Source organism: Lancefieldella parvula (assembly GCF_963547875.1).
Classification (GTDB): domain Bacteria; phylum Actinomycetota; class Coriobacteriia; order Coriobacteriales; family Atopobiaceae; genus Lancefieldella; species Lancefieldella parvula_D.
The window spans coordinates 1-15,789 of sequence record NZ_CAUUSI010000021.1; the positions used below are offsets into that span (position 1 = coordinate 1).

General features: G+C 53.7%; 14 protein-coding genes and 1 tRNA gene. 4 read left to right on the plus strand and 11 right to left on the minus strand.

All coding sequences use genetic code 11. The features are described 5' to 3' along the window. Window positions 1–312 precede the first annotated feature (312 nt). From RWJ96_RS06270 to rpmE, 6 genes are all read right to left on the minus strand, one after another. Window positions 313–389 (minus strand) — tRNA-Asp (locus tag RWJ96_RS06270). A gap of 165 nt (window positions 390–554) precedes the next feature. Continuing rightward, complete coding sequence (locus RWJ96_RS06275; protein ID WP_035437415.1) at window positions 555–1,226, minus strand: hypothetical protein; 672 nt, start codon at window positions 1,224–1,226, stop codon at window positions 555–557. A 2-nt stretch (window positions 1,227–1,228) separates the two neighbouring features. Continuing rightward, window positions 1,229–1,840: a recombination mediator RecR gene (gene recR, locus RWJ96_RS06280; RefSeq protein ID WP_035433043.1), complete on the minus strand. Its 612-nt coding sequence runs from the start codon at window positions 1,838–1,840 to the stop codon at window positions 1,229–1,231. Between the two features lie 3 nt (window positions 1,841–1,843). Next, window positions 1,844–2,182, minus strand: coding sequence for a YbaB/EbfC family nucleoid-associated protein (locus RWJ96_RS06285; RefSeq protein ID WP_012808212.1), 339 nt, complete (start codon window positions 2,180–2,182; stop codon window positions 1,844–1,846). Between the two features lie 106 nt (window positions 2,183–2,288). After that, a complete protein-coding gene (gene dnaX, locus RWJ96_RS06290; RefSeq protein WP_314019519.1) occupies window positions 2,289–4,637 on the minus strand; it encodes a DNA polymerase III subunit gamma/tau in 2,349 nt (782 codons plus the stop codon). Window positions 4,638–4,770: 133 nt separating this feature from the next. After that, on the minus strand, window positions 4,771–5,172 hold the full coding sequence (rpmE, locus tag RWJ96_RS06295; RefSeq protein WP_314019521.1) for a 50S ribosomal protein L31: 402 nt from the start codon (window positions 5,170–5,172) through the stop codon (window positions 4,771–4,773). A gap of 243 nt (window positions 5,173–5,415) precedes the next feature. On the opposite strand from rpmE, the gene RWJ96_RS06300 reads away from it, so the two are divergent. Continuing rightward, window positions 5,416–6,198, plus strand: coding sequence for a type III pantothenate kinase (locus RWJ96_RS06300; protein WP_313994941.1), 783 nt, complete (start codon window positions 5,416–5,418; stop codon window positions 6,196–6,198). A 50-nt stretch (window positions 6,199–6,248) separates the two neighbouring features. Here RWJ96_RS06300 and RWJ96_RS06305 read toward each other — a convergent pair whose 3' ends face one another. Together RWJ96_RS06305 and folP are read right to left on the minus strand one after the other, a co-directional pair. After that, on the minus strand, window positions 6,249–6,977 hold the full coding sequence (locus RWJ96_RS06305; protein ID WP_314019523.1) for a hypothetical protein: 729 nt from the start codon (window positions 6,975–6,977) through the stop codon (window positions 6,249–6,251). Continuing rightward, window positions 6,968–8,440: a dihydropteroate synthase gene (folP, locus tag RWJ96_RS06310; RefSeq protein WP_314019524.1), complete on the minus strand. Its 1,473-nt coding sequence runs from the start codon at window positions 8,438–8,440 to the stop codon at window positions 6,968–6,970. Before folP ends, RWJ96_RS06305 begins: the two co-directional genes overlap by 10 nt. Window positions 8,441–8,644: 204 nt before the next feature. Here folP and RWJ96_RS06315 point away from each other — a divergent pair, with 204 nt between their 5' ends. Continuing rightward, entirely contained in the window at window positions 8,645–9,424 is a 780-nt protein-coding gene (locus RWJ96_RS06315) for an exodeoxyribonuclease III (protein ID WP_314019526.1), read from the plus strand. 101 nt (window positions 9,425–9,525) lie between these two features. Further along, a complete protein-coding gene (locus RWJ96_RS06320) occupies window positions 9,526–10,338 on the plus strand; it encodes a PHP domain-containing protein (RefSeq protein WP_314019528.1) in 813 nt (270 codons plus the stop codon). Window positions 10,339–10,981: 643 nt separating this feature from the next. On the opposite strand, the gene RWJ96_RS06325 is transcribed toward RWJ96_RS06320, so the two are convergent. The 3 genes from RWJ96_RS06325 to tilS form a co-directional block, all read right to left on the minus strand. After that, a complete protein-coding gene (locus RWJ96_RS06325; RefSeq protein ID WP_314019530.1) occupies window positions 10,982–12,166 on the minus strand; it encodes a pyridoxal phosphate-dependent aminotransferase in 1,185 nt (394 codons plus the stop codon). Between the two features lie 277 nt (window positions 12,167–12,443). After that, complete coding sequence (hpt, locus tag RWJ96_RS06330) at window positions 12,444–12,992, minus strand: hypoxanthine phosphoribosyltransferase (protein ID WP_035428577.1); 549 nt, start codon at window positions 12,990–12,992, stop codon at window positions 12,444–12,446. Next, window positions 12,992–14,644: a tRNA lysidine(34) synthetase TilS gene (tilS, locus tag RWJ96_RS06335; RefSeq protein WP_314019533.1), complete on the minus strand. Its 1,653-nt coding sequence runs from the start codon at window positions 14,642–14,644 to the stop codon at window positions 12,992–12,994. Before tilS ends, hpt begins: the two co-directional genes overlap by 1 nt. A 69-nt stretch (window positions 14,645–14,713) precedes the next feature. Here tilS and RWJ96_RS06340 point away from each other — a divergent pair, with 69 nt between their 5' ends. Continuing rightward, complete coding sequence (locus RWJ96_RS06340; protein ID WP_314019534.1) at window positions 14,714–15,553, plus strand: MBL fold metallo-hydrolase; 840 nt, start codon at window positions 14,714–14,716, stop codon at window positions 15,551–15,553. The last annotated feature ends 236 nt before the right edge of the window (window positions 15,554–15,789 follow it).

Consider the following 15,789-nt stretch of genomic DNA (forward strand, 5'->3'; position numbering starts at 1 on the left):
GCCTTCTTTTGACGAGAAGCCCGTTGATGTTGCTATTGCACTGCTTGTTCCAGATTCTGCGGATATGGAATTTGCACTATCGCATTGCGACAGCGCATCCAAAGTATTCTGATTCCGCACAATCCACCTCACTTTACCTCTGCATTTAAATGTTTCTTCAGCAGAAGCACTTAGATACATTCTGATGTAAAGATAGCACACAATGCTTTATTTTCTGACTTGGTTTCAACAAATTAAAGATGTAATTTAAATCTTTTATACTGGACTTTTTTACTAATGAAAAAGCCCTCCGAAGAGGGCTTGAACATGCAATGGCGGGATATGCGGGGCTCGAACCCGCGACCTCCGACGTGACAGGCCGGCGCTCTAACCAGCTGAGCTAATACCCCGGACGCCTTGTTGCGAATTGAAATAATACAGGGAACTTTTATTCTTGTCTAGCGTTATTTCCAACGAATTTGAAAATTTTGTTGTAAAAAACCGCTTGGCGAGAATAACCGCAGGTCAGACAAGTGAACACTCACCAGAAATCCACAACTTCCTTACGACAAATTCTACTGAAGGGCAACGCTAGTGGTGTTTCCCGTGGAATCAGTTACCTTAAGCGTGGTTCCATCAAGCGTAGCTGCAGTGATGGTTCCGTTGCCGCCAACAGCCTTGCCGTCCTTATCGGCAATAAGGGTTGGAAGCGAGCCGTCTACCAGGGCACACGCCACAACATCCCAGCCAGAATCGCGATTCTCTGGAACCAAAATGGTGTCGTTAAAAAGAATCAGGCTGGTAGGAGTTCCCTCAACCTCAAATAGAACACTCTTAGTTCCCGAGTCACTCGTACGAACAACAGCAGTTTTGCCGTCGCTTTGCTTCTCCAGGGAGTACTTCATGCCGTGGAAGGTAACTGAGCCGTCAACTGCCTGCTCATCCTGCTGTTTCTCGTCAGCGTAGGCGGACTGGGTCTGCTTTGGCTGCTGGCTCGCAGATTCACTCTTAGTGCTTGTAGCGCAACGAACAATAAAGAACAGAGCAGTGAGCGCGACAATAGCTGCGACCACCAAAATGATGACCGATTTTCTATTTGGAGGTTCTGGCGTGTTGTCGGCCTGTCGTGGGCTCTGAGGAATTTGTGCGCCCTGACCAGCACGAAGCGTTGAAATATTCTTCATGTCAACCGATGAAGCCTCAGGGGTCTTCTCGCCAGATGAACTTGTTCTCATGTGGTTTGCCATGCTTAAACCTCCCGACGTGCCTCAATTGCACGTCCCAATGTTACCTCATCTGCGTACTCAAGGTCTCCGCCTACGGGAAGTCCGCTTGCCAATCGGGTAACCGTCATTCCAAGCGGGTTAATGGTTCTGGAAAGGTACGTTGCGGTTGTTTCTCCCTCAACGTCCGGATTAGTTGCCAGAACTACCTCGGTAACGGTGCCGTCGGCCAGGCGGGACAGCAGCTCGCGCACGTGGAGCTGCTCGGGGCCAATCTTGTCCATAGGCGAGATAACGCCGCCCAGAACATGGTAGAGGCCATGAAACGCACCGGTACGCTCGATTGCCGAGACATCCTTAGGCTCGGAGACCACGCAGATTTTACTGCGGTCCCTGGAAGAATCCAGGCAAATATCGCATTCGTCGCGCGTTGCGTAGTTGAAACAGGTAGGGCAAAAATGCACCTGCTGCTTAAGCTCCAAGATAGCCTGCGCCAAACGGCGAGCCTCCTCGGAATCAACCTCTAGAAGATGGTAGGCTATGCGCTGAGCAGACTTTGGACCAATGCCTGGTAGTCGACCTAACTCGTCAAGCAAACGCTGCAACGCACGACCATCATTTGTGGTATCAAACGCCATGGATTAGAACAGTCCTGGGATATTCAGTCCGCCAGTTACTGCGCTCATCTGGGCAGATGCCTGAGACTCAGCAGACTCAAGAGCATCGTTTACGGCTGCCAGAATCATGTCCTGGAGCATCTCGATATCCTCAGGATCAATTGCCTCAGGATCAATGGTGATATTAGTCAGGCGCAGGTCGCCGGATGCGGTTACCTTAACAGCACCGCCACCAGCGCTTGCAGTTGCCTGCATAAGAGAAGCCTTCTGCTGAGCTTCCAGCAGCTGCTCCTGCATTTTACGAGCCTGAGCCATCATCTGATTGCGGTTCATGCCGCCCATGTTAAATCCACCACGTGCCATATGTTCTCCTATCGTCATATCTATTTTAGACAAGTTGCGCTTTTTGCGCTGGCGCATGAGAAGCCATGCACCAAAGCGTCATATCGCGAGAATATCGCGAGAAGTTCTAGTTATTTGCAGGGTCTACGGGAGTTTCGGCATCCGAAGGGATACCTGCGTCCGAAAGAGCACCTGCGTCCGACTTCTTCTCTACCGACAAAGAAACCGCTGGTCCAAACACCTTCTCAAGCATATCCGCCACGCTGTTAAGCTCTGGTGGAAGTGCTGAGCGAGCAGCAATGTCCTCTGGCGAAGCTGGTGCTGGAGCTGGAGCCGGTGCTGGAATTGGCTCGGGCTCAGGTGCTGGCGCAGGTTGCGGCGCGGGTGCTGCAACAGGTGTAGGCGTAGGTGCAACTGGAGCCGCGGGTGCGGGCGTAGGCGCGACTGGAGCTGGAGCGACATCTTCAGCGGAATCGTCCAAAACCGCAGCTACATCGTCATCACTGTAAGGAACCTGATCGTAGTCAAGAGCCTCAACGGGAGCTCCGCCAGACGCAGGTTCATCCCAAGGCATTGGATACGACGACTCAGTAGAAGGAGTGGGAGCCGCAGGTGCAACGGGAGCCGGAGCCGGAGCTGGGGCTGGAGCCGCGGGAGCAACTGGGGCAGGAGCCGGAGCTGGAGCCGCAGGTGCAACGGGAGCTGCAACCGGTGCTGGAGCTGGAGCCGGCATCTGAGCTGCGCGTTTTTCTCGCGAGATTGCCGTTGCAGCGAGGCTCGACTCAACATATTTGATGCGGCGCGGACCCATGACCTGGGCAACGCAATCTTTTACAAACTCGGAAACTGCTGGCGCACTGAGCATCCTCATTGCAAACGAGGAGCCCTTGGGCAGCGTAACTACCAGCTCAGAGCCATCATCGGACTCAAGCGTTGAGCTGACCAGCAGTGCTGCATGAGCGGCGTTCTTAGACGCACAAACCTTGCCGAATTCTTTCCACTGCCTGACGAGAAGTGCGTCTGCCTGGTCAACTACCTTTGGAGCAGGTGCAGGTTGTGGCGCAGGCGCTGGTTGCGGAGCTGGTGCGGCCGCGGGTGCTGGTGCAGGCTGCGGTGTTGGAACTGGCACAGATGCAGGCACAGCGACTGGTGCAGGTGCAGGAGCCGGAGCTGGAGCTGGCGCTGGGGTTGCAACTGGAGCGGAAGCCGCCGCTGGTGCGGGTGCAGGGACGGGAGCCGGCGCGGCAACAGGAGCTGGCTGCGGCGCCGGAGCCGAGACATGTGCGGGAGCTGCGGGTTTCTCGCCAGCTGGAGCTGCAACAACACCGTTTGCAAGCTGCTGCTCAAGAACTGCTACCCTATCTGCCAGCGCTTCCAATGAAAGCTCCGTATTAGGTCGTGCCAGCTTGGTAAACGCAACCTCCAGGACAAGTCGCTGATTCACGGCGGTGCGCATCTGATTTGCTGCGTCACCCAGAACAGTCAGAACTCTGGAAAGCCGGTCAACCGACCCAAAGGCCTGAGCCTCTTTGGTAAGCTGCTCGGTTGATGCGGTGGAATTTGCCAGCGCTGGAGAATCAACGCCTACAGCTGCGGCAATGTAGAGATCTCTTACGTGAACGGCAAGCTCGCGCGTGAACTGCAGCAGATCTTTACCGCCTTCAAACAGCGTGTTTACCGTGGTAAAGAGCGAGGAAATGTCGCGCTGAGCCAGAGCCATCGCAGCATTGTTAATAAGAGAGCCGGACGACTGACCCAAAACGTCTCGAACCGTCTGCTCAGAAATAACGCCGCCACCATAAACGGAGAGCTGCTCAAGAGAAGAGAGGGCGTCACGCATGCCACCGCGCGCATGACGAACAATAAGATCAATAGCTGCGTCTTCGTAGGTAAAGCCCTCATTTTTGCAGACGTTGACCAGATGTTCTGCCATCTCGTCAGCAGCAATGGAGCGGAAGTCAAAGCGCTGCACGCGGGACAGAATGGTTGCAAGAATTTTCTGAGGATCGGTGGTACACATGATAAACGTCACATGCGAAGGAGGCTCCTCCAACGTCTTGAGCAGGGCATTAAATGCCGCCGAGGTAAGCATGTGCACCTCGTCGATGATGTAAACCTTGCCCTTGCCGCGCACGGGGGCGTAACTAGCGCGAGAAATAATCTCTTCTCGTACGTTATCAACGCCGGTGTTAGAGGCAGCGTCAATCTCAAAGACATCTGGATGTTGACCGGCAGCAATCAGCTTACAGTCCTCACAAGTGCCGTCGGGCAGGTGACCAGGAGCCTCGTGACAGAGGATGGCCTTTGCCAGCAAACGAGCCATAGTGGTCTTACCTGTGCCGCGAGGTCCGCAGAACAGATATGCGTGGCTAAGCTTTTGCTCCAAGACCGCTCGCTCAAGGGTGCCAACCACATGCTTCTGGCCAACTACCTGCTCAAACGTTTGCGGGCGATACTTTGTATACAGTGATTCCATTCGTCCTCCGACGGCAGATTTTTCACTTTCAAGTATACCCTCTGAGTTGAGAGGGTTTCTCGCCAAACAAAAACGGGGCAGCCGAAGCCACCCCGATTCTGTACTTTGCGGTCTTTGCGCGAGCAAATACCTGCTACTCTGCAGCCTCTTCGGTTGCAGGTGCCTCGGCCTCAGCCTCAGCCTCTGCAGCTGGTGCGTTCTTTGCGAACTCAGCAGCACGCTTTGCCTTCTCAGCAGCCTTAGCCTCAGCAGCAGCCTTACGAGCAGCCTCCTGCTCAGCAGCCTTAGCAGCCTTTGCCTCCTTGGCAGCCTTAGCAGCCTCGAGAGCAGCGTTTGCTGCGCCACCGAACTTATCGGCGAAGCGCTGGACACGTCCACCAGTGTCGACAAGCTTCTGCTGACCCGTATAGAATGGGTGACACTTGTCGCAGAGGTCAAGACGCATCTCTGGAACAGTTGCGTGTGTGGTCCAGGTGTTTCCGCAGGTGCAGCGAACGGTGCACTCTACGTACTCTGGATGAATACCTTGCTTCATGCAGGACTCCTTACATCGGCCCTGGTTTCCGACCAGAGCAGGGGTGTCTTTATGAGCACGTGCTCAATCAAGACAATAAGTTGAAAAAGTATAGCAGAACAACACTTTTGTTGCTAGAAGTACTTGGCGAGAAATTCACATTTTGTTCAGACAATTCTTGTGCGCGACAACTTTTGAGAAGCCCTTGATGCGCTAAAATCCAATGCAACATACAAAGCCAGTCTGGAGCTCTTCGGAGGCATAATGTTTTTATCGATTGATGTGGGTAACACGCAAACTGCCATTGGTTTATTTGACAGCGAAGGCACTATGGTGCGCGGCTGGAGAATGCCTACTGATCAAAGCGACACCTCCGATATTTTGCACGGTCGTCTCTTCACGTTCTTCCAGAAAGATGGACTGAGTCTAGACGACGTTGAGGCGGGTGGACTTTCGTGCGTGGTTCCTGTTATCACACGTGCTTGGCAGCGCTGCTTTGAGCTGCTGCTTAACAAGCCGCTAACCCGCATTAACGCGCTTTCCACAGATAAGATTCGCTTCAATATCCCCCACCCCGAGCTTGTGGGTGCCGACCGCGTAGCAAATTCCGTTGCCGCAACTGAGCGCTATGGCTATCCAGTTATTGTGGTTGATTTTGGCACCGCAACCAATTTGGACGTTGTTGATAAGGACGGCGTATTCCGCGGAGGCGCTATTTCACCAGGTATTATGATCTCTGCAAACGCTCTGTTTGCGCGCGCAGCTAAGCTCTCTAGCATTCCTATCAAGGCTCCCGAGACCGTCTTGGGCAACACTACAGAAAGCGCTGTTCAGGCAGGTATTGTAGTAGGCGCAGCTGCTCAGGCAGAGGGTCTGGTTGCCAGAACACTCAAAGAGCCTGGTATTGAAGGCGCAACCGTTATTGCAACGGGTGGCCTGGCAAATACCGTCAGCGAAGCAACAGATGTCTTTGACGTGGTTGATCCGCAGCTTACTATGCGTGGCATTTATCTGATCTGGAAGCAGTCCACTCAGGCTGCAGAGTAGCTGGCTCCGCAGCTGCAGTGCAGCAGTTAGATTGACAGCTAGAGCAGCGGTTAAATCGCTGGCACAACAGAGGCTTCTTCCTCACTTACAAGGATTTCTTTACCGTCCTGGTCAACAAGGATGGCATGACCCCACACGTCAATGCCGCCAAATCGAGCGGTCAGTGCAACGTTACCACTGGGGTATACCTTATTGACCTGCTGTCCAAGCAGAGGAACCATATCAAAGTAGTCGCTCAAGATCAGTGCGATTGGCCCCGCAAAGCTCCTTGCGCGTTTAACCTGCTGCTCCCATGCACTTACGCTCTGAACCACCAATTCAGAGACCTTATTAGCGAGAAGTTCTGTATTGCCCGCAACGCCAAACGCTGAGCTCAGCGTCTTGACGTCTGCTGCGATACTCACCACAGCAAACATGCCCTCGTGATAGCCAGCAGCAGCCTTAATTGAGGCCACTACCTGGTCTTTATAGCAGATATCGTAAGGCCAGCAGATACCAAAGCTCTCATCTTTTGCACGTAAGAACTGACAGACTCCCAGTGCAACAACGTATGGAACTGCCGGCACGTACGGCATCGAAACCCCAAGACGTACGACCGTTGCAACCTCAAAGGGCTTCTCGCCAGCTGATATGGATGCTGATACCGGCGCGCAAGCCGATTCGGAGCAGTCGTCTTGGCCAGATGCAGCACATTCCTGCACGTCAGAGACGCGGAACACAAACTCACCCGTTTGTGCGCCACCACGTGCCAGTTCCAGAGCTTCCTGTGCTACTCCCACGTAATGACTCCCAAGTCCTCAGTTACGTGACCAACACGCTGGTCAGGAGGGGCAATCTCCACGCCGCCGTGCGAGAAGAAGCGCACAGGATCGTGCATCAGGTCCTCCATAGGAACAAGCACGTAATCGCGCTCGCCCATGCGTGGATGAGGCAAAGTGAGGTGTTTACCTGCGTGTTGTTCGCCCTCAACCCACAGAAGGTCGCAGTCGATAGTGCGAGGGCCATGGCCCTCCTCGCCCTTCTTGCGTGTGCGGTTTAGAGCGTTCTCTACCTCAAGCAGCTTGTCCATCAGTACCAGCGGATGGAGCTCAGTTCTAATCTCGGCAACGGCGTTTACCACGGGCGTAGCAATGCCGTATGCAGGCTCGGTCTCGTAGGCGTGGCTGAGAGAAACAACACAGGTCAGCGGAATCTCATCGATGAGCTGCGTTGCGCGGGCCAGATAACCCACACGGTCGCCTACGTTGGAGCCAAGCGCCACAAATCCCTGACGAGGGTCGCGCTCGGTCATAGCCCAGTAGGCGTTGATAGCCTGAGCGGTTCCCGCAACATCGTGAACGCGCAGGATACGAGCGCCGTTGGTGATTGCGGCAATGCAAATTGCATGCGTAGCTGCGTCGCGCTGGGTAGCCTCAGTTACGCCAGAAACAGCGCCGACAAAACGCTTTCTGGACACGGCACAGAGCAGTGGATATCCCATAGAAACCATCGAGCGAGTAGCACGCTGAATAACAACATCCTCGTCGGCAAACTTGTCAAAACCCGGACCTGGGTCAATGCAGATGCGATCCTTGGAAACGCCAGCGCGCATCAAACCGCGAGCTTGGTCACCCAAAAAGCCCATAATCTGGCGCATAATAGGCGCCTCTTCTGGCAGGGTAAAACGACGCTGCGAGCTCAGCGTGCGTGTCTCGGCTCCTGTAGCCGCAGCTCTGGCAGCTGCACTGCCTGTAGGGCGAGAGGGGCGCATGTCATCCAGCTGTACCTGTTTGCGCTCAACACGAGCTCCAAGGCCGTCCTTATTCCAGTGCATTACAATGCAGCCGCAGTCAGACTCCGCAGCTACGGCAACCATTTCTGGATCGGTGAAGCCGGAAACGTCATTGATGATTGATGCTCCAAGGCGGACGCACATCTTTGCTACCTCGGCGTGACGTGTGTCAATGGAAACAATTGCGCCAGCAGCTACCAGTGCACGCACCACAGGCACTACGCGCTCAGCCTCTTCTGTAGGCAGAACAGGCGTATGACCTGGTCGAGTAGACTCTCCCCCAACGTCAATGATATCAGCGCCTTCATCCAGCATCTGTAGACCGCGCGCAATTGCAGCCTCTGGATCAAAGTTCTTTCCACCATCAGAGAACGAATCTGGAGTGACGTTGAGAACACCCATGATTCTAGGACGCGCCAACGAGATAGTGTGAGTTCCACATTGCCAGGTGTTGTAGCTTTGACGAAGCATGAATCCTCCTTGCCAGCTATGAATGTTTCTATTGTAGCGGTATTGACGGCCACTAGTCGTATACCATGGATTTATTGAAAGTTTATTGCCGCAAACGCACCGCTTGGCGCCGTAACTGGAGCGTGGAACGCGCGTCACTCGCGGCTACTGTGATACGAATCCACTGCGACCCAAACTGCCAGGTCACAGTATGAAAGAGGAGTTATGAGCCAAACTCAAGAGTACAAGCTAATTTCCTGGAACGTTAATGGTCTGCGCGCCGTGCTCAAGAAAGAGCCTTCGTTCACGGAAATTTTTGAAACCATAAACGCTGATGTATTTGCCCTTCAAGAGACTAAGCTGCAAGAAGGCCAGGTTGAGCTTGATCTTCCCGGCTACGTTCAAACCTGGAACTACGCAGACAGAAAGGGCTATTCGGGCACAGCGGTTTTCTCGCGAGAAACCCCTTTACAGGTGATTCGTCAGATCGGATGCCCTGTTGCTGACGACGAAGGTCGCGTGTGTGCGCTGGAGTTTGAAAAGTTCTGGTTTGTGTGCGTGTACACGCCAAACTCAAAAGACCAGCTTGCGCGCTTGGACGAGCGTCTTGAGTGGGATCAGCACTATCGCGAGTTCTTGGCTGAGCTATCTGAGCAAAAACCAGTAATTACCTGCGGCGATTTTAACGTTGCACACAACGAGATTGACCTGAAGAATCCTTCGTCTAACAGACAAAACGCAGGCTTTTCGGACGAGGAGCGTGAGAGCTTTACCAAGCTGTTGGACGCAGGCTTTACCGATACATTTAGGTATCGCCACCCCGACATGACCGGCGCTTACAGCTGGTGGAGCTACCGCTTCAACGCTCGCAAGAACAACGCCGGCTGGCGCATCGACTACTTCCTGGTCTCCGATCGCATTGCTGAGCAGGTCAAAAGCGCATCCATCTTGAGCGAGGTCTACGGCAGCGACCACTGTCCCGTTGAGCTGAGCATTGAGCTGTAGATCGCGCGGATGGCGAGAAGACCGGTCTTCTCGCCAGGGTTGCCTCATGATGGCGGCCATGATTAACTAGAGTTGTCGATTGAGATTCAAAGGAGCACGTCATGCGCATTACTTGCGACGTTCATACTCACAGTCTGTACTCGAGGCACGCCTATTCAACCGTTGAGGAGAACGTTCGTGCAGCTTCTGAGCGTGGCTATGAGCTGCTTGGAATCACCGACCACTTCTCGTCCATGCTGTATGACCAGCAGACCATTAAGAACTTCCAGTTCTATATGAACACCGCCATTTGGCCAGAAACCTGGTACGGCGTCAGGCTGCTGCATGGCGCTGAAGTGGACATTGTTGACCTTGAGGGCAATCTGTTTGCCTACGATATTACGTTTGACCAGGGCATTAATGGCGATAAACTCCGTCAACCCCATATTCTTGGCGAGCACATCCTGGGTACCTGCGATTATGCGGTTGCTAGCATCCACAGCAAGCAGTGGGCGGCCGGCACCTCACAGAAGCAAATTACCCAGATGTATGTAAATGCCCTAGATAATCCACATGTTTTGATTCTTGGTCACCTTGGCCGCAGTGGTTTAAATTTTGATGTTCCGGCACTGGTCAGAGAGTGTCGCGATCGCGGCAAGCTCATCGAGATGAACGAGGCTACACACGACGAAGGTCAGCGTGAGGTTGCCATTGAGCGTTGTCGCGTGATCGCAGAAACCTGCGCTGAACTGGGATGTAAGATTTCTTTTGGTTCAGATGCTCACATTGCAACCCGCATTGCTGATGCACACTCCGTTATTAAGCTGCTTGAAGAGGTTGATTTTCCTGAGGAGCTTATGGCTTGTCGCGATGCCCAAACGTTTTTGGGCACCATCGCTGACGCTAAGATTCCAGCCTCTAAGCAGGGATACTAAGTCAGACACGAGCACCGCAACTAAGGCGTCGCGCTGTTCGAACGGCCGCAGCTCACAACAACATTGCATAAAGAAACAAAGCCACGTTTCCGCGCGGCTTTGAACTGCCTCCCATTTCTTGGACACGAGAAAATAGGAGGCAGTTCAAAACACACCTAAGTCGGATAATCTGTTAAAAAGACGTATACATTACGCTGAAAATACCTCAAACGTGCAGAATATCGTCATTAGATGTGTAAAATGCCCTCATCTGAGCAGATTATCCGACTTAGGTGTGTTCCTTAGGTGCGGAATTTACCTATAGTTAAATATTTTATATGACGCTATTCATTTTCAAGCATATTAGATGAAGTTTATGCATAAAGATGTATATCGGGTAGTGCGACCGCCTAGCTGCCTGGCTATCTTAATTAGAAACATGTCAATTCTTTAGCAGAACACAAGAAAGCTGAACTATTTTGTGCGCCAGGCCTAAAAGCCGGCGCTAACACGCTACAGAATCATAATCACCCGCATATAAACTGCCTCCTATTTCTTATGTCCAAGAAATGGGAGGCAGTTCACTTTGTCGTTTGCGGTCGATTGATTTTCTCGCCATTGACGGCTGGCTCTCTTCAGGTGATCTTCTCGCCTGTTGCAGCGCTTATTTCATTGCAGCAAGAGTCTTTTCCCAGGCAGCAAGCGAGTCCACGCAGGTCTGGTACGCAACGCAGTAGCTCACGCGCAGCCAACCTGGGCAGCCGAACGAGTCGGATGGAACAGGCAGCAGCTCAAACTGCTTGGCCACATCGCAGAATGCTTGAGCATCTCCACCAGGGGCACGAACCCACAGGTAGAATGCACCATCAGGCTGGATGTACTCGTAACCAAGCTTGGTGAGGCCATCGGTCAGAACTTCTCGATTCTTTGCATAGGCCTCAACATCAGCTGGCTCATCAACACAGTCGATAATGACGCGCTGGAAAAGCGCTGGCGCGCACACAAAACCCAGCAGTCGAGCGGCACCCGCGCAAGCTGCGTAAATCTCCTTCTGCTCCGGATTAGAAGCAGGAACCAGCACCCAACCAATACGCTCGCCAGGAAGTGAGAGGGACTTGGAGTAGGAATAGCACACAATGGTGCGCTCGTAGACGTCAGGAACCCAAGGGACCTCAATGTTGCCAAAAACAATCTCGCGATAAGGCTCATCGGAGATGACGTAAATGTCAGTTCCCAGCTCAGTGGAGCGTTTGCGGAGCATATTGGCAAATGCATCAAGGTTATCCCTGGTATACACAGCACCAACAGGATTGTTTGGAGAGTTGATAATCACCGCACGAGTCTTAGGCGTAAGAGCTGCACAAACGGCGTCAACATCAATCTGGAAGGTTTTCTCGTCAGCCAAAACCTCAACGCAGGTAGCCTGAGCGTGGTCAATCCACACGCGGTACTCTGGGAAGTATGGAGCAATAACAATAACCTCTTCACCTGGAGAAACAATGGAATTGAGCGCCATAGAAACGGAAGCTGCAGCTCCGCAAGTCAAGATGAGATCGCCTGCCTGAGCTGCGTGATCTCCAAAGCGACGTCGGAGCGACGCAGCAATTGCCTCCCTGGCCTGGGGAATGCCGATTGCAGGTGTGTAGCTGTGGACCTGCTGTGGAGGCAGCTGCATGGCGGCCTCGATAGAGGTACGAACAGACTCAGGAGCAGGCACGGAAGGGTTGCCAATCGAGAAATCAAACACTTTCTGAGCGCCAATCTCAGCACGACGCTGCATCGCATAACCTGCAATCTCACGGATTGCAGACTTTTCTGATCCATATGCAAGACTTGTCTGATTGACCATGGTTTCTCAATTCTCTCGAAGCCTACAGTATCTACCTGGTAAAACGTTGGTTGGAGGCATGGATGACGCTGTGGTACATATGGCCTCACACAACCTTTGATAGATAGCATATTGGGCGAGAAGATCAATCTTCTCGCCCAACTTTAAAAGTTTTAACAAATTTGTATCTATTGCACGGTCTTGCGGCAAATTCCACAGAGCAGACCGCGTGGCCGCAAGTTCAACCGCGTGGCTTGACCGCGTAACTTCACTGCGAGCTTGACCGCGTAACTTCAGCCTATTCGTACACGCAAGGCTTCAGAACGCCAACAAATGGCAGGTTACGGTAGCGCTCTGCATAGTCCAAGCCGTAACCAACAACAAACTTGTCGGGTACGTGAGTGCCCACGTAACGAGGATCAATAGCTGGACGCTTGCCTTCAATGTCCTTGACCAGGAAGGCAGCAATCTCAATGGAAGCGGGGTTACGAGACTGGAGCATGCGGACCAGGTAAGAGAGGGTCAGGCCGGAGTCCAGGACGTCCTCAACGATGATGACGTGGCGGCCCTCAATCTTGGTATCAAGGTCTTTTACAATGCGCACGACGCCGGAGCTCTTAACACCGTCGCCGTAGCTGGAAACAGCCATAAAGTCGATGGAGAGCGGGCACTCAATGGCACGCATGATGTCGGCCATAAAGACAACAGCTCCGCGAAGAACAGCAATGACCAGGGGGTTCTTGTCCGCGTAGTCACGCGTAATCTCCGCACCCACCTTCTTGACGATGTCCTTGATGTCCTGTTCGTCAAGTAGAATCTCTTCAATATCAGGGTGAAGCTCCGCCATTACTGGCTCCTCTCAAATGGCTTATGACCAGAATAGATGTTCAATTCTAGCAACTGTTTTGTATCTTGCGTACATTTTACTCGTTCATCGGGACGAATTCCCGAAACCCACACTACATGTCCACGAATATTTGTGCGCACAATAGGCATCATACTCCTGGATTCAACGGGAACGCCTGCCTCGCCCAGCAGGTCAGAGATCTTTTTTGACTGCCCATGCATGCCCAGGGGTTGCATAGTATCCCCTGCCTCGGGTCCCGAGACCCACAGGCTGCCGCCGTGAACCGGATCTACCCCACAGGCGCGTGCGTCGAGAAGAACCGACTCGCCCAACCATTCCTGGCTATGCGCAGTTGCATAGGACACGACGTCAAAGCCGTGCTCCACAGGGAGAATGCGCGCCGAAAGCACTCGGCCGTCTGCCAGCTCCAGTGTTCCCGGGACCGCAAGGTGCTCGCCAAACGTTGCTGCAGCAGGCGACGCAGCTGCGGGTTCGCCGTTGGCCGCGACCGCAGCTGCCGCGCCCGTGTCCGCGCCCCTCGCGGCGCTCGCAGCGCCCGCGCTCCTCGCGGCGCCCGTGAACGAGAACGTCACGGTGCCCAGACGAACACGCGCCTCAAGGTTCTGCGGCAGGTTGGCCACACCAACTCCCGCAGCAACCGCTTCAAGCACGACATCTACGTGTCTGAACTCTAGCCAAGCCTCAGGGATTAGTTGCCGAGCCACAATCCTTACCACGCGACGGGCAATCACCACGTCAGTAGAACTCAGCTTCAACGCGTCAAGTACCAGCGAAGACTCGCTCTTGCGCAGCGTAATCTGCCTCAGCTTGCGAGCGGCCTTCGCCTCAAGATAATCGTCTTCGTCAGTCATCAAATCTGCAATTTTGCACACCGTTTGCACCAACATCGGGTTTCTCGCCTTAAGAAGCGGAAGCACGTTGTGGCGCATATACGCACGTAGATAGTGGGTGTCGGTGTTGGTAGCATCCTCGTGCCAGTCCAGGCCGCGAGCCTTCAGCCAGTCTTTGAGCTGGTCATGCGTGTAGTCGAGCAGCGGACGATAAATCAACCCGCGATGCCTAGGAATCGACGCCAGGCCGCTCATGCCGGACCCGTGCATCACGTTCATCATGAACGTCTCCGCGCGATCGTCAGCCGTATGTGCTGTCAAAATCTTTGCCTTCTGACGAGAAACCCCCTGTTCAGCGCAAAGTTTTTGAGCGAGTTCTCGCGCAGCGTCATACCGCACCAGACGACCAATTTCTTCCACGTTGCCGTCACGTTCCTGCGCAAGCTTTGCTACGTCCACGCGAAGCACGGTACAGGGAATGCCCAGCGAGTCGCAAGTTGCTTGAACAAAGTGCTGGTCAGCGTCTGCGTCTTCGCCGCGAAGCAAATGATTTACGTGCAGTACATGCAGGCGCTCTTGTGCAACGCGCGCGAGACCTGCGCCATCGCCAAGGTCAATCGGTTCCGTTGCCGTCATGTGAAGTAGCGCCATCGAGTCGGCTCCGCCCGAGACCATAAGGATAACGGGTGCAGCTGCCTGACCACGTCGCGAGTTCTCTGCCTGGCCTCGGCGCGAGCCTTCTGCCTGGTCTTTTGCGACGAGAGTGTTCTTTTTGTTGAAGTATGCGTGTACGGATGGCACTTAGCACCAATTTCTGTCCGGTGTGTTTGTTACAGTTATACCCGAAAGTTACTCAGTAGAAAGAAATTCATGAATCCCACGTTTCGCCTACATATTCTTGCGAGCGGATCAAAGGGCAACTGCAGCCTGCTAGAAACGCCTGATGGTCTCATTATGATTGATTGCGGAATCTCTAGAAAAGAAATTCTGCGTCGGTCTAAAGAACTGAACGTTAACCTGTCCGAGCTCGTAGCTATCTTTATTACGCACGAGCACACCGACCACGTCTCGGGTCTTTCGGTAGTCAGTAAAACTTTTGATGTTCCCGTATTCGCTACAACAGGAACTGCTGCCGTACTTTCAAGAAAGCCCTGTTCCAACGTCACCTTTACCCTTGTTGACCAGGCAGGTTCTGTCCATATTGATGCCGCTCCAGACATTGAGGTAAGCACCTTCCCCACCTCGCACGATGTTTGCGAGCCTATGGGCATGCGCTTTGATTATCTCGCTGGTCCTGATAGACGCATCGTGGACTCCGTGGGCTATTGCACCGACACGGGTATTTTGACGCCCAAGGCTCTCGAGTGCCTCTCTGACGTGCGCATTCTTGCTATCGAGTCCAACCATAATGAGCATATGCTGCTCACAGGTCCTTATCCGTACGTGCTCAAACAGCGAGTCCACGGAGACTCCGGTCACCTGTCAAACGAGTACACTGCGCAGGCGTTGTCGCAGCTCGTAGGCCCAAATACGCGTTGCGTGGTTGGCATGCACCTCTCTCACGAGAATAACCGTCCAAGCGTCGCCGTGAAAACACTTGCAGAAGCAGTTGGCGCGCAGCCTCTCAACGACGCGTTCACCGAGGCGCAGACTCCCGACGGCTCGCTTGTCGTCTGCGTAGCTAGTCAAGATTGGCCAATGTCGCTGTAGCTGCGCGTTTGCGCGCTGACACGCCGCGCGTCCCGGGTTCCGCGCCCCAACAGCACGCCCCAGGCTTGCGACAACAAAAAAGCGAGAAAACCTTGGAGCTCCAAGATCTTCTCGCTATGCGAGGTGCCTGTAATCGGGCGTTGAACAGGCACGTCTAGCCGTACGCCCGGCTGCAGCTATACGTGCCTGGCAGGTCAACTACCAGGCACCTTACTGCCTGAGCAGCAGCTTGACTG